Origin of the sequence: Microbacterium sp. p3-SID336 (assembly GCF_025143365.1) — a bacterium.
GTDB lineage: Bacteria > Actinomycetota > Actinomycetes > Actinomycetales > Microbacteriaceae > Microbacterium.
The window spans coordinates 1-17,403 of the sequence record NZ_JALXPE010000043.1; the positions used below are offsets into that span (position 1 = coordinate 1).

20 protein-coding genes and 1 tRNA gene are annotated in these 17,403 nt (G+C 71.3%); 4 read left to right on the forward strand and 17 right to left on the reverse strand.

Going from position 1 to position 17,403, the window contains the following annotated elements:
* Positions 1-99: 99 nt before the first annotated feature.
* Both M3C17_RS13170 and M3C17_RS13175 read right to left on the reverse strand, forming a co-directional pair.
* The gene (locus tag M3C17_RS13170; RefSeq protein ID WP_259978277.1) at positions 100-435 is read right to left on the reverse strand and encodes a hypothetical protein; all 336 of its coding nucleotides are present in this window, start codon (positions 433-435) and stop codon (positions 100-102) included.
* 96 nt (positions 436-531) lie between these two features.
* Positions 532-608: transfer RNA gene (locus tag M3C17_RS13175), tRNA-Pro, on the reverse strand.
* A 108-nt stretch (positions 609-716) separates the two neighbouring features.
* On the opposite strand from M3C17_RS13175, the gene M3C17_RS13180 reads away from it, so the two are divergent.
* From M3C17_RS13180 to M3C17_RS13195, 4 genes are read left to right on the forward strand one after another with little or no spacing between them, the layout of a single operon-like run.
* Positions 717-1,325 carry a GNAT family N-acetyltransferase gene (locus M3C17_RS13180; RefSeq protein ID WP_259978278.1) on the forward strand — a complete coding sequence of 203 codons (609 nt, stop codon included), beginning with the start codon at positions 717-719 and terminating at the stop codon, positions 1,323-1,325.
* A complete protein-coding gene (locus M3C17_RS13185; RefSeq protein ID WP_259978279.1) occupies positions 1,322-1,777 on the forward strand; it encodes a hypothetical protein in 456 nt (151 codons plus the stop codon). Before M3C17_RS13180 ends, M3C17_RS13185 begins: the two co-directional genes overlap by 4 nt.
* A 17-nt stretch (positions 1,778-1,794) precedes the next feature.
* Complete coding sequence (locus M3C17_RS13190) at positions 1,795-2,490, forward strand: lysoplasmalogenase (protein WP_259978280.1); 696 nt, start codon at positions 1,795-1,797, stop codon at positions 2,488-2,490.
* Entirely contained in the window at positions 2,490-2,867 is a 378-nt protein-coding gene (locus M3C17_RS13195; RefSeq protein ID WP_259978281.1) for an RNA-binding S4 domain-containing protein, read from the forward strand. Before M3C17_RS13190 ends, M3C17_RS13195 begins: the two co-directional genes overlap by 1 nt.
* 106 nt (positions 2,868-2,973) lie before the next feature.
* Here M3C17_RS13195 and M3C17_RS13200 read toward each other — a convergent pair whose 3' ends face one another.
* The 15 genes from M3C17_RS13200 to M3C17_RS13270 all read right to left on the reverse strand — a co-directional run bounded on the left by M3C17_RS13200 (position 2,974) and on the right by M3C17_RS13270 (position 17,401).
* Positions 2,974-3,906: an NUDIX domain-containing protein gene (locus M3C17_RS13200; RefSeq protein WP_259978282.1), complete on the reverse strand. Its 933-nt coding sequence runs from the start codon at positions 3,904-3,906 to the stop codon at positions 2,974-2,976.
* Between the two features lie 59 nt (positions 3,907-3,965).
* Positions 3,966-5,486, reverse strand: coding sequence for a ribosome biogenesis GTPase Der (gene der / locus M3C17_RS13205; RefSeq protein WP_259978283.1), 1,521 nt, complete (start codon positions 5,484-5,486; stop codon positions 3,966-3,968).
* Positions 5,479-6,171: a (d)CMP kinase gene (cmk, locus tag M3C17_RS13210; RefSeq protein ID WP_259978284.1), complete on the reverse strand. Its 693-nt coding sequence runs from the start codon at positions 6,169-6,171 to the stop codon at positions 5,479-5,481. The genes der and cmk overlap by 8 nt, the downstream gene beginning before the upstream one ends.
* Positions 6,164-7,297, reverse strand: coding sequence for a prephenate dehydrogenase (locus tag M3C17_RS13215; protein ID WP_259978285.1), 1,134 nt, complete (start codon positions 7,295-7,297; stop codon positions 6,164-6,166). The genes cmk and M3C17_RS13215 overlap by 8 nt, the downstream gene beginning before the upstream one ends.
* The gene (locus tag M3C17_RS13220) at positions 7,294-8,091 is read right to left on the reverse strand and encodes a pseudouridine synthase (protein ID WP_259978286.1); all 798 of its coding nucleotides are present in this window, start codon (positions 8,089-8,091) and stop codon (positions 7,294-7,296) included. Before M3C17_RS13220 ends, M3C17_RS13215 begins: the two co-directional genes overlap by 4 nt.
* Positions 8,088-8,735, reverse strand: a complete 648-nt coding sequence (gene scpB / locus M3C17_RS13225) for an SMC-Scp complex subunit ScpB (protein WP_259978287.1) — start codon at positions 8,733-8,735, stop codon at positions 8,088-8,090. Before scpB ends, M3C17_RS13220 begins: the two co-directional genes overlap by 4 nt.
* The gene (locus M3C17_RS13230; RefSeq protein ID WP_259978288.1) at positions 8,725-9,645 is read right to left on the reverse strand and encodes a ScpA family protein; all 921 of its coding nucleotides are present in this window, start codon (positions 9,643-9,645) and stop codon (positions 8,725-8,727) included. The genes scpB and M3C17_RS13230 overlap by 11 nt, the downstream gene beginning before the upstream one ends.
* Positions 9,629-10,462 carry a ParA family protein gene (locus tag M3C17_RS13235; RefSeq protein WP_259978312.1) on the reverse strand — a complete coding sequence of 278 codons (834 nt, stop codon included), beginning with the start codon at positions 10,460-10,462 and terminating at the stop codon, positions 9,629-9,631. The genes M3C17_RS13230 and M3C17_RS13235 overlap by 17 nt, the downstream gene beginning before the upstream one ends.
* A 158-nt stretch (positions 10,463-10,620) precedes the next feature.
* Positions 10,621-11,523 carry a site-specific tyrosine recombinase XerD gene (xerD, locus tag M3C17_RS13240; RefSeq protein ID WP_259978289.1) on the reverse strand — a complete coding sequence of 301 codons (903 nt, stop codon included), beginning with the start codon at positions 11,521-11,523 and terminating at the stop codon, positions 10,621-10,623.
* A 1-nt stretch (position 11,524) separates the two neighbouring features.
* Entirely contained in the window at positions 11,525-12,121 is a 597-nt protein-coding gene (locus M3C17_RS13245) for an NUDIX hydrolase (RefSeq protein ID WP_259978291.1), read from the reverse strand.
* On the reverse strand, positions 12,114-13,808 hold the full coding sequence (locus M3C17_RS13250; protein WP_259978292.1) for a CTP synthase: 1,695 nt from the start codon (positions 13,806-13,808) through the stop codon (positions 12,114-12,116). Before M3C17_RS13250 ends, M3C17_RS13245 begins: the two co-directional genes overlap by 8 nt.
* A 26-nt stretch (positions 13,809-13,834) precedes the next feature.
* Positions 13,835-15,517 carry a DNA repair protein RecN gene (gene recN, locus M3C17_RS13255; RefSeq protein WP_259978293.1) on the reverse strand — a complete coding sequence of 561 codons (1,683 nt, stop codon included), beginning with the start codon at positions 15,515-15,517 and terminating at the stop codon, positions 13,835-13,837.
* Positions 15,514-16,434, reverse strand: coding sequence for an NAD kinase (locus M3C17_RS13260; protein WP_259978295.1), 921 nt, complete (start codon positions 16,432-16,434; stop codon positions 15,514-15,516). The genes recN and M3C17_RS13260 overlap by 4 nt, the downstream gene beginning before the upstream one ends.
* Entirely contained in the window at positions 16,431-17,228 is a 798-nt protein-coding gene (locus M3C17_RS13265) for a TlyA family RNA methyltransferase (protein ID WP_259978296.1), read from the reverse strand. Before M3C17_RS13265 ends, M3C17_RS13260 begins: the two co-directional genes overlap by 4 nt.
* Positions 17,225-17,401: a hypothetical protein gene (locus M3C17_RS13270; RefSeq protein WP_259978297.1), complete on the reverse strand. Its 177-nt coding sequence runs from the start codon at positions 17,399-17,401 to the stop codon at positions 17,225-17,227. Before M3C17_RS13270 ends, M3C17_RS13265 begins: the two co-directional genes overlap by 4 nt.
* Between the last annotated feature and the right edge of the window lie 2 nt (positions 17,402-17,403).

A 17,403-nucleotide genomic window follows, 5' to 3' on the forward strand; every position in this document is an offset into this window, starting at 1 on the left:
GCCATGGGGCACGCGAGCTAGGCCATCACAGACAAGGTCTATGCGCACGTCCGGCAACGCGACTTCAGCGCCCACCGCGTGGCGTTCTCGGCTCACATCTCAGCTGCAAGTGCAACGATTGCCTCTGTGGTCGCTATCGGCGTCCAAGTAGTAGAAGCGGCCCTCTTGCCCATACCGATTCAACGCCGCCACGAGCGGGGGCCAAACAGGATCGTTCTCCACTGCGGCAAGCGCCTCATCCACCCAGTAGCGGTGGGTTGCCCGTCCGACATTGTCTCTGATCGCCTCTCGCAACAGCGCCTCCATCTTGACGATGTTGTGGCGATACTCGTTCTTGAGCACGTTCAGAGGCAACCAAGCCCGACTCTCCGCGATGTGGTTGAGGCCCAGGCCGAGCTTCAGCATCTTCTCGACACCAATGGAGAGCATCGTCATGGCAGAGCCTTGTGGATGGCGCGTGCCCTTTACGTGCCCTCCGCGATCCCGGACATGCAGAAGGGCCGGAAACTCTTGCGAGATTCCGGCCCTAAATGGTCGGGCTGACAGGATTTGAACCTGCGACCCCTTGACCCCCAGTCAAGTGCGCTACCAAGCTGCGCCACAGCCCGTTGTTCTGCACTCTCGCGCAGGCAACTCCCCTATCTTAGCCGCACTGCAGGCCCTCTCGCGAACCGAGGCGTTGCGGGGTGTCGGAACCACCGCGTACCGTCGCGGTCATGCCTACGATCACGACCGAGCCGGCCACCCCCGAGCGCTGGGACGACGTGCAGCGCGCCCTCACCGGAGGCGGAGACGGCGCGAGCTGTCAGTGCATCTGGCCGATGCTGCCGAGCAAGGACTGGACCCGGACCACCACACCGCAGCGCACCGAGATGTTCCGCGCCGAGATCGACCAGGGTCCCCCTCCCGGTCTTGTCGCGTACGTCGACGGTGAGGCGGCGGGCTGGATCCGCATCGGGCCGCGCACGCACCAGGCCCGCCTGCCCCGGACCCGCATGATCGCCGCCGCCTCCACAGAGCCGTTCGACGACGCGTCCGTATGGGCGGTGAGCTGTTTCGTCGTGCGACGGGAGCACCGGGGCACCGGGCTCAACGCCGTCCTGCTGCGCGCCGCGGTCGAGTATGCCGCGCAGTCCGGGGCGCGACTCATCGAGGGGTACCCGGTCGACACCCGCGGCGAGAAGCAGCGCGCCAATGACCTGTACCACGGCACACTCGGCACCTTCCTCGGCGCGGGCTTCACGGAGAACGCGGTCATGAAGCCGGGGAGAGTCCTGGTGTCCCTCGACCTCGCGGGCGACCGAGCCGCTAGCGTGAAGGCATGAGTGACGCTCCCCCTCTGCTGCACGACCCCGAGTTCGGCGACCTCCGCCGCGCCACGTCCGAGCTCACCGACGGCTCCGTTCTGACGCACGACTGGTTCGTCGGCACCCGCGAGGTCGACGGCACCGAGGTGGAGCTGATGCTGGAGGGCACGACCCCCGCCGAGGTCGAGCCGCTGCTGCCCCGGCTCCGCTCCACCCTGACCCACCTGGATGCCCTGCGCCGCACCGCCTCCGACGCCGTGGTCACACGGTTCAGCACGGGCGAACCCGAGCCGCACGAACTCGACGAGGCCGCGGGCGACCTGCAGCTGGAGACCGTCGAGGTCGCGGCGGACGGCACGGTCGTGCTGCACCTGGTCGACTCCTGCGGCGCTCACTTCCCCGAGGGGTACTGGCCCGCCGTGCACCTCGGCCCGGACGACACCGTGGTCGACGTGACCATCGAATCCTGAGTCGGCGGACACCGCTCGTGCAGCCCGACTCCTCCCTCTCCGCCCCGACCCGGCAGCGCGCCGGGATCGCCCCTGTGGTGTGGGCGTTCCTGCCGTACGCGGCGGTGTCGCTGCTGCACGTGGTGCTGTTGGCCATGCAGCATCCGCTCGCCGGTCCGACCAAACTGCTGCTGATGCCGCTGCTGGCGCTCCCGGTGCTGGTCTCCGCGCGGCGTCTCACCACCGCTCCCCTGCTGCTGCTCCTCGCCGCACTGCTCTTCTCCTCGCTGGGCGATGGCGCCGGCGCGTTCTTTCCCGCGGGGCCCGAGCTGCCGCTCATGCTCGCGTTCTTCGGGCTCGCCCACCTCGCCTACATCGCCCTCTTCGCGCGCCACCTCGCACGTCGGCGCTTCCCCTGGTGGACGCTGGTCTACGCTGCGTGGTGGGTCGCGATGATCCTCGTCCTCGGCCCGCACACCGGCGCGCTGCTCCTCGCCGTCGCCGCCTACGGACTGGTGCTCGGCGGCACAGCCACGTTCGCCGCCCGCTGCCATCCGCTGGTGGCCGTCGGCGGTGCGTTCTTCCTGGCGAGCGACACCATCCTCGCCTTCCGGCTGTTCCTCCCGGACGCGCTCCCCGCCTGGAGCAGTCCCGCCGTCATGGCGACCTACACGCTCGGACAGGGGCTCATCGTGGCCGGAGCCCTCGTGACGCTGCGCCGGAAGAAGGCGTGATGGCGGGCACGGTGCGGGTGGACAGCTGGCTGTGGGCAGTGCGCGTGTACAAGACCCGCTCGGCCGCGACGACGGCATGCCGCGCGGGGCATATCCGCGTGAACGGCGACAAGGCCAAGGCGGCGCAGGCGGTGCGGGTGGGCGACGAGCTGCGCATCCGCATCGCCGGCTTCGACCGGATCCTCATCGTGCGACAGCTGCTCGTCAAGCGCGTCGGTGCCCCGCTCGCCGCCCTCGCCTACGAGGACAGGACCCCGGAGCGGGAACCACAGGCCGCCCTCGCGGTGCGGGACCGCGGTGCCGGGCGGCCCACCAAGCGCGAACGCCGGGACATCGACCGACTGCGCGGCCGCGGAGAGCACACCGACGACGACTGAACCGTCCGCCCCACGTCAGAGCGGGGTGACAAGCCACGTCGGCACGCGTCGGCGAAACACATGCTCGCGGACCACCGGCCGGCGCCCCTGGGACTGAACCGCTCCGTCAGGCGTCGAGGAGTCGCGTGAGCCAGCCGCTCGACCGCACCTGGGCAGCGCCGGCGGCCTCGACGCGCGTGCGCAGCTCCCGATCACTCGTGACCGCGAGCACGGGCTGCCCGGCGGCGACACGGCGCTCGACCTCGGCGACGATCGCGTCGTCGCCCGCAGCATCCGCTCGCACCACGGTCAGAACGGGGTCGGCCACACCTGCCTCCGTGAGCACGGGCTCCGCCTCCGTCGCGATGCCGCGCGCCTGACCCTCCACCACGAGTGACACGTCGGGGAACCAGAGGTCCCCGGCGAGGCCGAACTCGGACGCGGGCACGGCCAGGCCCGCGAGGCGATCGCGGAGTCGCGCGGCGGCCCCCGCACGGTCCTTCCACCAGCCGTCGGGCACCGAGCCCACCACGTTCGCCGCGTCGACCACCACCGCAGGGTGCGCGTCGAGCTGCGACCGCAGCACCGGCCAGGCCGCCCCGAAGCCGGGGTGCAGCGGCAGATCCTCGACCTCCGCGACGGGGATCCAGGCGAGCGCGACGCTCTCCGGGTCGCTGATCACCGGGTCGAACGCCTCGTGCACCTCGGCCACGACGGTCGTGTACGACCAGACGCCGAGGTCGAGCACGCTCGTGAAACGCGGACGCACCGCGCCGTCAGGCACACCCGCCTCCTCCTGGGCCTCGCGCACCGCGCCGACGATTGCGGCCTCGCCCTCGTGCAGCGCTCCCCCGGGCAGGCCCCACGTGCCCCCGAAGTGACTCCACGAGACGCGGTGCTGCAGGAGGATGCCGCGCGCGGGGTCGACGGCGAGCAGCCCGGCCGCGCCGAAGCGACCCCAGTACCGTTCGCCGGACTCGGCGACCACCCAGGCGTCGCCCGGGTCGCGCGGGCCGGAGGGGCGACGCGGTTCACCGGGAGCAGGGGGTACGACTGTCACCCCTTCAGCTTTTCACAGCATCCGGGTTGCGGCGCCATCCGGCGACACACGGGAACGCCTCAGCGCTGGCGACGCTCGCGCACCCGCATGTTGATGACGATCGGCGTCCCCTCGAACGGGTACAGCTCGCGCAGCCGCCGCTGGATGAACCGGCGGTAGCCCGGGTCGAGGAAGCCGGTCGTGAACAGGACGAACGTCGGCGGGCGCGTCGACGCCTGCGTGCCGAACAGGATGCGCGGCTGCTTGCCCCCGCGCAGCGGGTGCGGGTGCTCGGCGACGAGCTCGGCGAGGAAGGCGTTGAACTTGCCCGTCGGGATGCGACGGTCCCAGTTCTCCAGCGCCGTCTCCAGCGCCGGCACGAGCTTGTCGAGGTGTCGTCCCGTCTTGGCGGAGATGTTCACGCGCGGCGCCCAGGCCACGTGCGCCAGATCCTGCTCGATCTCCCGCTCCAGATACCGGCGGCGGTCGGCGTTCTCCAGGTCGTCGTCGTTCAGACGGTCCCACTTGTTGAACGCGAGCACGAGCGCACGGCCCGACTCCAGCACGAGGTCGATGATGCGCACGTCCTGCTCGCTGATGGACTCCGAGACGTCGAGCACGACGACCGCGACCTCCGCCTTCTCCAGGGCCGCCGACGTCCGCAGCGAGGCGTAGAAGTCCGCACCCTGCGCCATGTGCACGCGACGACGGATGCCGGCGGTGTCGACGAGGCGCCACATCTTGCCGCCGAGCTCCACGACCTCGTCCACCGGGTCGCGGGTGGTGCCGGCGAGGTCGTTCACGACGACCCGCTCTTCGCCCGCTGCCTTGTTCAGCAGCGACGACTTGCCCACGTTCGGGCGCCCGAGGATGGCGACACGACGCGGACCGCCGATCTCCTGCTTCGCGACGGCCGAGATCTCCGGGAGCTTCGTCAGCACCGCGTCCAGCAGGTCCGCGACGCCACGGCCGTGGATGGCGGAGACCGGGTGCGGCTCGCCGAGACCGAGGTTCCACAGCGCCGCGGCCTCCGGCTCCTGGCGGGCGTCGTCGATCTTGTTCGCCACGAGGAACACGGGCTTGCCGCTCTTGCGCAGCAGCTTCACGACGTGCTCGTCGGTCGAGGTCGCGCCGACCATGGCGTCGACCACGAACAGCACCACGTCGGACAGGTCGATCGCGACCTCGGCCTGCGCGGCGACGGAACGGTCGATGCCCCGCGCGTCGGGCTCCCACCCGCCGGTGTCGACGACCGTGAAGCGGCGATCGTTCCACTCCGCCTTGTACGTGACACGGTCGCGGGTCACGCCGGGAGTGTCCTCGACCACGGCCTCGCGGCGGCCGAGGATGCGGTTCACGAGCGCGGACTTGCCCACGTTCGGCCGGCCGACGATCGCCACCACCGGCAGCGCGGGCAGGAACTCGATGCCGTCCTCGCCCAGGGCGACGCCCGCGAGCAGCGCCGCATCCTCGTCATCCAGTTCGTAGTCGGCGAGGCCGGCGCGCAGGGTCTCCGCCCGCTGCTCGGCGAGGTGTTCGTCGATCTGCTCGAGCTTCTCGGCGAGCTGGTCGGGACCGCCTTCGTATTCGTCGTCAGCCACGGTGTGCTCCTCGGAGTCGTTCGATCACCGTGAGGACGGCGTCGATGGTCTGGGGGAAATCGAGTTCCGTCGAGTCGACGACCTCGACGCCCTTTGCGGCGTTGAGGAAGTCGACGACGGCACTGTCGGAGGCGTCGCGCTTGTGCAGAGCGGCGGCCACCGCATCCGCGTTCTCGGCCGCGAGCTCGCCGGCGCGACGCGCGGCACGGACCGCGGGCGCAGCGGTGAGCAGGATGCGCACCGGGGCGTCGGGTGCCACGACCGTCGTGATGTCGCGGCCCTCGACCACCACGGCCGGGTACGGGGCCTCGGCGACCAGCGCCCGGAACAGCTCGTTCACCTGCGCGCGGACCTCGGGCACGCGGGCGACACCGCTCACGGCACCGGAGATCCGCGGCTCGCGGATCGCCTCGGTCACGTCGAATTCGCCGACCCGCACGGTGCGGTCGTCCGGGTCGAGCCCGAGCCGCACAGGGAAGTCGGCGGCGGCTGCACGCACGGCCGCGGCGTCGTCGGTGTCCGCGCCCTGCGCCAGCACATGCCAGGCGAGCGCACGATAGGCGGATCCGGTGTCGAGGTAGCCGTAGCCGAGTCGCCGTGCGACGGCCTTGGACACACTCGACTTGCCCGATCCGGCGGGCCCGTCGATCGCGATGAACTTCGTGGCGGTGGAGGTCTCAGTCATTGGTGTTCCCTGCGATGCGCCAGCCGCGTTCCTGGAGCCCGGTGATCGCGCCGTGCAGCGCCGCGGGGTCGACACTGATCTCGGCGAGGCCGAACTGCGCGCCGGGCGAGTGCTCCAGCCGCAGGTCCTCGACGTTGACGCCGAGCTCGCCGAGCTCGCCGAACAGGCGGCCGAGCTGGCCGGCTGTGTCGTCGACCATGACGACGAGGGTCTCGAACCGGCGGTTCTGGCCGTGCTTGCCCGGCAGCCGCTCGACGCCGTCGTTGCCCTGACGGATGGTCTCGGCCAGGACTCGGCGGGCGCCGGGAGCCCCGGGCTCGCGGAGTGCCGCGGCGACCTCGCCGAGGTCGGCGGCCAGAGCCTCCAAGATCTCGACCACGGGGCCGGCGTTCGCATCGAGGATCTGCACCCACAGCTCGGGGGCGGATGCGGCGATGCGCGTCGTGTCGCGCACACCCTGTCCCGCCAGGCGCAGCGAGCCCTCCTCCGCCACGGCGAGCCGTGCGGCCAGCAGACTCGCGACGACCTGCGGCACATGCGAGGTCAGCGCCACGGACCGGTCGTGCTCCTCGGGCGTCATCTCCAGCGGCATGGCGCCCACGTCCAGTGCCAGAGCCTCGACCAGCGCGAGATCCGCAGCCGTGGTGTCGGCATCGCGGCAGACGACCCAGGGGCGTCCGATGAACAGGTCGGCGCGGGCGGAGATGGCGCCGCCGCGCTCTCTCCCGGCGAGCGGGTGCGAGCCGATGTAGCGCGTCAGGTCCACGCCGCGCTCGCGCAGCGCACGGAACGGCTCCAGCTTCACGCTGGCGACGTCGGTGACGACAGCTCCCGGGTAGCGCTCCAGCTCCGCCTGGATCACGTCGGCCGTGACATCCGGCGGCACGGCGACCACGATCAGGACCGGCGCGTCGTCGTCGGCGGGGAGGCGGCCGGCGCCGTAGTCGACGGCCAGACGCAGCTGTGCGGGCGAGGCGTCCTCGAGGACGACGTCGATGCCCTTCGCGCGCAGGGCGTGGCCCACGCTCGCCCCGAGCAGCCCGGCGCCGACGATGCGCACGGTGCCGGACAGACGCGGCGCCACGGCACCCGTCTTCCGCGCCGCGGGCGCACTCGTCTCGGTCATTCGCTCTCCTGCTCGCCTGGCGCCTCGGCGACACCGGATTCACGGCGCGCCAGAGTGAGCAGCGCACCGAGTTCGATTTTACTCAGTTCCCGCGTCCGCCCCGCCGGGAGGGTTCCCAGGTGGAGCGGACCGAACTGACGACGCACCAGCTCCGTCACCGGATGCCCGACCGCGGCCATCATGCGACGAACGATGCGGTTGCGCCCCGAATGCAGGGTGAGCTCCACCAGGCTCGATCCCCGCGAGGTGTCCAGCAGTCGCGCCTTGTCCGCGGCGATCGGCCCGTCCTCCAGCTCGATGCCCTTGGTGAGCTTCGCGATGGTCTGCGCCGTCACCGTGCCCTCGACCTTTGCGATGTACACCTTCGTCACCCCGAACGACGGGTGCGCCAGCACGTGCGCCAGCTCGCCGTCGTTCGTGAGGATGAGCAGGCCGCTCGTCTCCGCGTCGAGGCGACCGACGTTGTACAGCCGCTCCTCGTAGTCCTTCGTGAAGCGCCGCAGGTCGGGGCGGCCGTTCTCGTCACGCATGCTGCTGACCACGCCGGTCGGCTTGTTCAGCATCACGTACCGCTTCGACACGTCCAGCTGCACCGCAGTGCCGTCCACGTCCACGAGGTCGCGCTCGGGGTCGATGCGCCGCCCCAGCTCCGTCACGACCTGGCCGTTGACGCGGATGCGGCCCTCCACGATGTACTGCTCGACCACGCGCCGCGAGGCGACGCCCGCGGCGGCCAGCACCTTCTGCAGGCGCACGCCCTCGGGAGCGGTGGAGTCGTTGTCGTCCCGGCTCATCGCAGGGTCCCTTCGTCGAAGCCGTCGGCGCCGTCGTCGAGCAGCGGCGAGATCGGAGGCAGCTCGTCCAGCGAGTTGATGCCCAGGTGTTGCAGGAGAGCGTCGGTCGTGCCGTAGTTGATCGCGCCGGTCTCCGAGTCCGCGAACAGCTCGGTGATCAGCCCCCGCGCGAGGAGCGTGCGCACCACGGAGTCCACGTTGACAGCTCTGATCGACGCGACCTGACTGCGCGTGACCGGCTGCTTGTACGCGATGACCGCGAGGGTCTCCAGCGCCGCCTGGGACAGCCGTGCCGGAGCCTGGCCGCCCACGAACTCTGCCACCACCCCGTCGAGGTCCTCGCGCACGTACAGGCGCCAGCCACCGCCGACCTCCCGCAGCTCGAAGCCGCGACGGGGACCTCTCCCCCGTCCGTCGTAGTCCTCGACCAGGGTCTCCAGGGTCTGGCGCACGGCGGGCACGGGTGCGCCGACCGCCGCCGCCAGCGCCACCAGGCCGATGGGCTCGTCCACGATGAAGAGGATCGCCTCCACCCGCTCCGCCAGCGGCAGCTCGGATCCCGCCGCGGTCGCGACGTCGGCATCGCCTTCGAGCGCGGTCAGGTCCTCGGCCTCGTTGTCGATCGCCGTGCTGTCATCGGTCATAGTCGGCCCCCAGGGTCGCGAGTGTCTCATCCGACCAGGTGTCGGCGGCCCAGCGGAGCGTGAGCTCGCCGAGCGGTTCCAGTTGTTCGAAGGAGAGCGCCGCGTGCCGGTACAGCTCCAGCACCGAGATGAACCGGGCGACCACGATGCCCGGCTCGGTCACCCCGGCGACCAGCTCGCGGAAGCTCACGGACTCGGTGCCGCGCAGCAGGGTCACCACGATCGCCGCCTGCTCGCGGATGCTCACCAGGGGCGCGTGCAGGTGGTCGAGCCCGACGTGCGGGATCTCCTTGGGCGCGAACGCCAGCAGCGCGAGCGCGGCGAAGTCGTCGGCGCTCAACGACCACACCAGCTCCGGCGTCTTCCTGCGGTGCTTCTCCTCCAGTGGCACGGCGCGCACATGCCGACGGTCCTCCCGCTGCAGGCACCGTGCGAACCACGCGGAGACCTCCTTGAAGGCGCGGTACTGCAGCAGCCGTGCGAACAGCAGGTCCCGCGCCTCCAGCAGCGCCACGGCCTCCGCGTCCACCAGCTCGCCCTGCGGCAGCAGCCCGGCCACCTTCATGTCGAGCAGGGTCGCCGCGACGACCAGGAACTCGGACGCCTGGTCCAGGTCGTCGTCGTCCTCCAGCTCGGCCAGATATGCGATGAACTCGTTCGTGACGGCACTCAGCGACACCTCGGTGATGTCCATCTCATGCTTCGAGATGAGGTTCAGCAGCAGGTCGAACGGTCCGTCGAAGTTCGACAGGGAGACGCGGAACCCGGTGTCCGCCTCCGCGAGTGCGGCGGAGTCCTCCTCGGCCGGGGCGGCGGCGTCCCCTTCCGCGGGGCCGACGGGTCCGCCCTCCGCGGGCGCGGCGGGGTCGATGGTCGCGGCGGTCTCCGCGTCCTCAGGCGACGGCGCCACGGGCGACCAGCTCCCGCGCCAGCCGCAGGTAGGCCTGGGCGGCGGCGTGCTCCGGCGCGAACTCGGTGATGGGCACGCCGGACACCGACGCGTCGGGGAACTTCACGGTCCGGCCGATCACGGTCTCCAGCACGTCGTCGCCGAAGGCCTCGACCACGCGCTCCAGCACCTCACGCGAGTGCAGCGTACGCGGGTCGTACATCGTGGCGAGGAGCCCGTCCATGGTGATCGACGGGTTCAGCCGGTCGCGGACCTTGTCGATGGTCTCGATGAGCAGCGCGACGCCGCGCAGCGCGAAGAACTCGCACTCGAGCGGGATGATCACGCCGTGCGCGGCGGTCAGAGCATTGACAGTGAGCAGGCCGAGCGAGGGCTGGCAGTCGATGAGGATGACGTCGTACTCCCCCGCCACCTGACGCAGCACGCGGGCGAGGATGGTCTCGCGGGCGACCTCGTTCACGAGGTGCACCTCGGCCGCGGACAGGTCGATGTTCGCGGGGAGGACGTCGAGGCCCTCCACGTTCGAGTGGACGATCGCCTCGTGCGCATCGCGCTTCGTGTCGAGCAGCAGGTCGTACACCGTGGGCACGTCGTGCGTCTGGATGCCGAGACCCGCCGACAGCGCGCCCTGCGGGTCGAAATCCACCGCGAGCACCTTGCGCCCGTACTCGGCCAGCGCTGCCGCGAGGTTGATCGACGTCGTGGTCTTGCCCACGCCGCCCTTCTGGTTGCACAGCGCGATGATGCGCGCGGGACCGTGAGACTTCAGCGGTGCGGGGATCGGGAAGCCGCGATAGGGGCGACCGGTGGGTCCCATGGGGGTGTCGTCGGCCTTCTTCGCCTTCGCCCTGGACTTCGCCGCTTTCTCAGCCACCGGTTCTCCTGCTCCTTCGTGCTTGCTCGATTGTAGCGGCCGTGCCGTGACCGCCCGCCCCGGCGCGCGGCATGCCCACACGCTCCGAACCGCGCGGTCCGTCAGCGCGCGCGGGGGTGGGAGGTCGCGTACACGTCGCGCAGCGCATCGACCGAGACGTGCGTATAGATCTGCGTCGTGGCGACGGAGGAGTGCCCGAGCAGCTCCTGCACCACACGCACGTCGGCTCCCCCCTGCAGCAGGTGCGTCGCGAACGAGTGCCGCAGCGTGTGCGGCGACACCTCCGCGGTGATGTGCGCGCGCTCGGCGGCCTCGCGGATCACCAGCCACGCGCTCTGCCGGGACAGCGGGGCACCGCGCGCACCGAGGAACAGCTTCGCCGAGGCGCGGCCCTTCGCGGCGAGGCCGGGGCGCACCCTGGTCAGGTAGGCGTCCACGGCCGCGCGCGCGTACGAGCCGACCGGGACGATGCGCTCCTTCGAGCCCTTGCCGCGCAGACGCAGCACATCTCCGTGCGCCAGATCGTCGACGTCGAGCCCCACGGCTTCGGAGACGCGCGCACCCGTGGCATACAGCAGCTCCAGCAGGGCGCGGTCCCTGATGCCGAGCGGCTCCTCCGGCGACGGGGCCGCGAGCAGCCTCTCGACCTGCTCGATCGTCAGCGCTTTGGGCAGCCGCCGCGGGGCCTTCGGTGGGCGGAGCCGCCCGCTGGGGTCGTCGGTCTCGATGCCCTCGCGCGCCAGGAAGCGATGCCACCCCCGCACCGACGACTGCAGCCGTGCCAGGCTCGTCGCGGCCGGCGGAGGCTCTGACGCGGCGCGCTCGGCGACGAATCGGTCGACCACGGCCGCCGTCACCTGCGCCGTGTCGTCGATACCCTGCTCGTCGAGCCAGGAGCGGTAGCCGTCGAGGTCGCGCCGGTACGCCGCGATCGTGTGCGCGCTGAGGCCGCGCTCGATCGTGACGTGACGCAGATACGCGTCCAGAGCGCGATCGAGCTGCATGTCAGCTCCGGTCGCGCAGCCTCTGCGCCGCCGCCAGGACGCCGATCGCGAGGATGCCGTTGCGCATGCGACCGTCCAGCACGGCGGCGACCGCATCGGCGAGCGGCACCCACTCCAGGCGGATGTCCGCCTCCTCGTCCTCCCGCGCGTGGGCCGACTCGGCCGCGCCGATGCCCGTCGCGAGGAACACCTGGATCAGCTCGTCGTTCCCACCGGGCGTGGTCCAGGATGACACCAGCGGCTCCCACCGCGCGGCGACCAGGTCGGCCTCCTCGGCGAGTTCGCGCCGTGCGGCCGCCGCGGGGTCCTCCCCCGGCACGTCGAGCAGCCCGGCGGGCAGCTCCCAGTCGCGGTGCCTGATCGGGTGGCGGTACTGCTGGATCAGCAGCACCCGCTCCTCATCGTCCAGGGCCAGGATGGCCACCGCGCCCGGATGCGCCACGTACTGCCGCACGATCTCGGTGTCGCCGTAGCGCACCCGGTCGGAGCGCACGTCCCACACCCGGCCCTCGTACACGAGCTCCGAGCTCAGGACCTCCGGCTCGAACGCCTCGTCCCGCAGCGGTCCGCCGTCGGCACGGGCATCGACCTCACTCATCGTCGCTGACGTCGAACAACTCGCTCGCACGGTGCCGCTCGATCGCCGCACCGACCAGGCCGCGGAACAGCGGGTGCGGGTCGGTCGGACGCGAACGCAGCTCCGGGTGCGCCTGCGTGGCGATGTAGTACGGGTGCACGTCGCGCGGCAGCTCGACGTACTCGACCAGGTCGAGCTCCGGGTTGAGGCCGGAGAACACCAGGCCGGCCTCGGCGAGACGGTCGCGGTAGGCATTGTTGACCTCGTAGCGGTGGCGGTGCCGCTCGGACGCCTCGGGCGCCCCGTACAGCTCGCGTGCCAGCGAGCCCTCCGCGAGGGCCGCCTTGTACAGACCGAGTCGCATGGTGCCGCCCAGGTCGCCGCCGTCGAGGATCTCCACCTGCTCGGCCATGGTCGCGATCACGGGCTCCGACGTGTCCGGGTCGAACTCGCTCGACGACGCCCCGGCGATACCGGCCACGTCCCGCGCGAACTCGATCACCATGCACTGCAGCCCCAGGCACAGGCCGAGCGTGGGGATGCCCTGCTCACGCGCGAACTTCAGCGCGCCCAGCTTGCCCTCGATGCCGCGGATGCCGAAGCCGCCGGGCACGCAGATGCCGTCGAGCTCCGCCAGCTGCTCCTGCGCGCCCTCGGGCGTCTCGCAGAGGTCGGAGGGGATCCAGCGGATGTGGACCTTGGTCTCCTGCGCGAAACCGCCGGCCTTGAGCGCCTCGGTCACCGAGAGGTACGCGTCCGGCAGGTCGATGTACTTGCCGACCAGCCCGATCGTGACCTCGTGCTTGGGGTTGTGCACGGCGTGCAGCACCCGGTTCCAGCGGGTCCAGTCGACGTCGGCCGCCTTCTGGTCCAGGCCGAGGCGGCGGACGATGTACGAGTCCAGCCCCTGCTCGTTCAGCGTGGACGGGATGTCGTAGATGCTCGGCAGGTCGACCGTGTTGATGACGCCCTCGACGTCCACGTCGCACATCAGCGCGATCTTGTTGCGGTTGCTCGCGCTCACCGGACGGTCGCTGCGCAGCACCAGGGCGTCGGGCTGGATGCCGACCTGCCGGAGAGCCGCAACGGAGTGCTGCGTCGGCTTGGTCTTCTGCTCGCCGGACGCGCCCATGAACGGCACGAGGGACACGTGCACGAAGAACACGCTGTCCCGGCCCAGCTCGTGGCGCAGCTGTCGCGCGGCCTCCAGGAACGGCTGCGACTCGATGTCGCCGACGGTACCGCCGACCTCGGTGATGATGACGTCAGGCCGCGGCTCCTCCGTGGCCTGCAGGCGCATGCGGCGCTTGATCTCGTCGGTGATGTGCGGGATGACCTGCACGGTGTCGCCCAGGTACTCGCCGCGGCGCTCGCGCGCGATCACCTGGGAGTAGATCTGCCCCGTGGTGACGTTGGCCGCCTGGGACAGGTTGATGTCGAGGAAACGCTCGTAGTGGCCGATGTCGAGGTCGGTCTCCGCGCCGTCGTCCGTGACGAACACCTCGCCGTGCTGGAAGGGGTTCATCGTGCCCGGGTCGACGTTCAGGTACGGGTCGAGCTTCTGCATGACGACCCGCAGTCCGCGGGCGGTGAGCAGATTGCCCAGGCTGGCCGCGGTGAGGCCCTTGCCCAAAGACGAAACGACACCACCAGTCACGAAGATGTGCTTGGTCGTGTCGTTCTTGGGCCCCGCAGAAGAAGAGTTCATCACGGGCTTCTATCCTAACAGTTCGTTCAGACGCCGAGGCTGAGAAGTTCGCGGGCGTGGGTCAGGGCGGCATCCGAATCGGCGAGTCCGGACAGCAGGCGAGCCATCTCGGCCTCGCGGTCCTCGCCGTCCAGTCGGCGCACACTCGAGGCGGTGACGGCGCCGTCGTTGGACTTCACCACGGTGAGGTGGTTGTTGGCGAAGGCCGCGACCTGCGCGAGATGGGTCACCGCGATCACCTGCGACTTCTCCGCAAGCCGGGCGAGTCGCCGACCGACCTCGATGGCCGCGGCGCCGCCGATACCCGCATCGACCTCGTCGAACACGAACGTGGGCACCGGGTCTGTCGCGGCGATCACGACCTCGATCGCGAGCATGACCCGCGACAGCTCTCCCCCGGACGCGCCCTTCCCGACCGACCGTGGCTCCGCACCCGGGTGCGACGCGAGCAGGATCGCGACATCGTCTCGCCCGTGGCTGCTCTCGGCCCCCGGAGCGACCGCGACCTCCAGTCGTGCGTCGGGCATCGCGAGCGCGTGCAGCTCGTCGGTGACCGCAGCGCCGAGCCGTGCGGCAGCCTCGGTGCGCACGGCGGTGAGCGCGTCGGCACGGGCATCCAGTTCCGCTCTGGCGGCGTCCCGCTCGGCGTGCAGCCGTTCGAGTCGCTCGCCGTCGTCGTCGAGCTCGGCCAGCCGCGCGGAGCCGCTCTGCCACAGGGCGAGCGCGTCACTCAGCGAACCGTGTGCGCGGACGAGCACTCCCAGCGCGGCGCGACGCTCTTCCACGGCCGCGAGCTCGTGCGGCCCCGACTCGTCGAGGTCGGCGAGGAACCCGGAGAGCTGCCCCGCCGCGTCCGCGATGCGGTAGCCGATGTCGGCCAGGCTCTCGGCGATCTCGGTGAGGGTGGCGTCGGAGGCCCGTTCGAGCGCGCGACGGGCCTCGGCGACAAGCGCGGAGGCATCAGGCTCCCCCTCCTCGCTGGAGAGCGCGCCGTGTGCGAGGGAGGCCGCGAGGCGCAGCTCTTCCGCGTTCGCGAGACGTTCAGCGCGGGCGGCGAGCTCTTCGTCCTCGCCCTCCTCCGGGGCTGTGGCCTCGATCAGCGCCAGGTCCTCCCGCAGCCGGGCCGCTTCCTCGGCGCGGCGGTCGCGGTTCTCCGTGATCTCCGCGATCTCGGCGTCGAGGGCGCGCCAGCGCTCGAACGCGGTGGCGTACTCCGCGAGAGCGGTCGCGATGGGCTCACCGCCGAACCGATCAAGGGCATCGCGCTGGGCGGCGGCCGACCGCAGCCGCAGCTGCTCCGACTGCCCGTGCACCACGACGAGCTCCTCCGCGAGGGCGGACAGCACTCCCGCAGGGGCCGCGCGACCCCCGACGCTCGCCCTGCTCCGTCCCTCGGCGCTCAGCGTGCGGGAGACGTAGAGCTCAGCACGCCCGCCACCCGCCGGCTCCAGTTCCCCACCCGCATCGGCGACGATGTCGGCGACCTCTCCGACCTCCGGGACCACCCAGACGCCGGCGACGGAAGCCTGAGCAGCACCCGCCCGCACGGCACCGGAGTCGGCGCGCTGGCCGAGTAGCAGCCCGAGGCCCGTCACGACCATGGTCTTGCCCGCGCCGGTCTCGCCGGTGATCGCGGTGAAGCCCGGTCCGAGCGGAAGCACGGCGTCGGCGATCACGCCGAGGCCCTGCATGCGCATCTCCTCGATCATCGCGGGCTCCTCCGGTCCTGTCCGCGCCATCCCTCGACGGGGAGCTGGAACTTGCGGACGAGACGGTTCGTGAACGCGGTGGGGTGCAGCCGGGCGAGCCGCACGGGACGGGACGAGCGCCGCACGACCACGCGCGCACCGGGCGGCAGGTCGTGCGAACGGCGGCCGTCGCACCAGAGGATGCCGGAGCCGTCGGTGCGCTCGAGCATCTCGATCGCGACGGCCGCGTCGGGGCTCACCACGAGCGGCTTCGCGAAGAGGGCGTGTGCGGAGAGCGGCACGACGGCGATGGCCTCGACCGTGGGCCAGATCACGGGGCCGCCGGCGGAGAAGTTGTAGGCCGTGGAGCCGGTGGGAGTGGAGATCACCATGCCGTCGCAGCCGAAGCTCGACAGCGGTCGCCCGTCGATCTCGAGCACGACCTCGATCATGCGCTCACGGCTGGCTTTCTCGACGGTCGCCTCGTTGAGTGCCCAGGTCTCGTAGACCACGTCGCCTGCGGCGTCTTTGACCCGCACGGAGAGCGCCAGGCGCTCCTCGACCTCGTAGTCGCGCGCGATGACACGGCGGACGGCGTCATCCATGTCGTCCCGGTCGATCTCGGCGAGGAAGCCGACGTGGCCCATGTTGATGCCGAGCACCGGCGCTCCGCTCTCGCGCACGAGTTCGGCGGCACGGAGGATGGTGCCGTCGCCGCCCAGCACGATCGCGAGCTCCAGCGCCGTCGGGTCGGCGGACGCGCCGAGCACGTCGACGTCGGCGAAGAACGGGTCGACCTCGCTCAGCTCGGCGTGGTCCTCGGCGGCGAGCACCGGGCGAGCGCCGGCGCCGCGCAACGCATCGGTGACGCGGCGGGCGGCCTCGACCGTATCGACGCGGCCCGCATGCGCGACCACCAGGATCCAGCGCTCGTTCATCGTCCCCCTGCCAGGCTGTTGATGGTGTCCAACCATTGTGTCGGATTGCTGCCTCGGCCCGGCGCGAGATGCACCAGGTACTCCGCATTGCCGTGCGTGCCGAGGATCGGGGAGGGAAGGATGCCGAGCATTCCCATCCCCTCGTCCCAGGCGGACCAGACGGTGCGGGCGACGGCGTCGGCACGAGTGGCGGGATCCGTCACCAGCCCTCCGCGGACGGCCGTGCGACCGACCTCGAACTGCGGCTTGATGAGCAGCACGACATCGGCCTCGGGTGAGGCGATTGCCGCCACCGCGGGGAGCACGAGCTCCAGGGAGATGAACGAGAGGTCGCCCACGATCAGATCGGGGGCCTGCGACTCCCCCGTCGCGTCGGCGAGGGTCTGCGGGGTCATGTGGCGCACGTTGAAGCCCTCGACCGAGACCACCGCGGGGTCGGCGGCGATCGAGGGCGCCAGCTGCCCGTGGCCGACGTCGACCGCGAGCACCCGGCGTGCTCCGCGCTCGCGCAGCACCTGGGTGAAGCCGCCCGTCGAGGCGCCCATGTCGAGCGCGAGCCTGTCGCGCGCGGAGACGTCGAAGCCGTCGAGCCCGGCGATGAGCTTATGCGCGGCACGCCCGACGTAGTGGTCGGCCCCAGCGATCGTGATCTCGTTCGCGTCGTCCACCGCCGTGGAGGCCTTGACCACCGGGCGGCCGTCCACGCTGACCAGACCCTCGGCGATCAGGGTGGCGGCGTGGCTGCGCGAACGGGCGAGTCCTCGGGATGCGAGGGCGGCGTCGAGTCGCGTCATCGTGGCCCCGGGGTCTCCCGCTGCTCGAGGCGCGAGCCGCTCTCCAGACGGCGGGAGAGCTCGTCATGGAGCGCGGCATAGGCGTCGGCGCGAGCCGGAAGCGGCTGACCTTCGATCAGGCGCAGACGACTCCAGAGACCGTCGGTCGGCGCGCTGGTCGTGTCTTCGCTCACCC

Excerpts from the sequence above, each read along its gene's own strand:
- M3C17_RS13170 (WP_259978277.1), bottom strand. The coding sequence starts at position 435 with ATGACGATGCTCTCCATTGGTGTCGAGAAGATGCTGAAGCTCGGCCTG.
- M3C17_RS13180 (WP_259978278.1), top strand. The coding sequence starts at position 717 with ATGCCTACGATCACGACCGAGCCGGCCACCCCCGAGCGCTGGGACGAC.
- M3C17_RS13185 (WP_259978279.1), top strand. The coding sequence starts at position 1,322 with ATGAGTGACGCTCCCCCTCTGCTGCACGACCCCGAGTTCGGCGACCTC.
- M3C17_RS13195 (WP_259978281.1), top strand. The coding sequence starts at position 2,490 with ATGGCGGGCACGGTGCGGGTGGACAGCTGGCTGTGGGCAGTGCGCGTG.
- cmk (WP_259978284.1), bottom strand. The coding sequence starts at position 6,171 with ATGACTGAGACCTCCACCGCCACGAAGTTCATCGCGATCGACGGGCCC.
- M3C17_RS13215 (WP_259978285.1), bottom strand. The coding sequence starts at position 7,297 with ATGACCGAGACGAGTGCGCCCGCGGCGCGGAAGACGGGTGCCGTGGCG.
- M3C17_RS13220 (WP_259978286.1), bottom strand. The coding sequence starts at position 8,091 with ATGAGCCGGGACGACAACGACTCCACCGCTCCCGAGGGCGTGCGCCTG.
- scpB (WP_259978287.1), bottom strand. The coding sequence starts at position 8,735 with ATGACCGATGACAGCACGGCGATCGACAACGAGGCCGAGGACCTGACC.
- M3C17_RS13235 (WP_259978312.1), bottom strand. The coding sequence starts at position 10,462 with ATGGGACCCACCGGTCGCCCCTATCGCGGCTTCCCGATCCCCGCACCG.
- xerD (WP_259978289.1), bottom strand. The coding sequence starts at position 11,523 with ATGCAGCTCGATCGCGCTCTGGACGCGTATCTGCGTCACGTCACGATC.
- M3C17_RS13245 (WP_259978291.1), bottom strand. The coding sequence starts at position 12,121 with ATGAGTGAGGTCGATGCCCGTGCCGACGGCGGACCGCTGCGGGACGAG.
- M3C17_RS13250 (WP_259978292.1), bottom strand. The coding sequence starts at position 13,808 with ATGAACTCTTCTTCTGCGGGGCCCAAGAACGACACGACCAAGCACATC.
- recN (WP_259978293.1), bottom strand. The coding sequence starts at position 15,517 with ATGATCGAGGAGATGCGCATGCAGGGCCTCGGCGTGATCGCCGACGCC.
- M3C17_RS13260 (WP_259978295.1), bottom strand. The coding sequence starts at position 16,434 with ATGAACGAGCGCTGGATCCTGGTGGTCGCGCATGCGGGCCGCGTCGAT.
- M3C17_RS13265 (WP_259978296.1), bottom strand. The coding sequence starts at position 17,228 with ATGACGCGACTCGACGCCGCCCTCGCATCCCGAGGACTCGCCCGTTCG.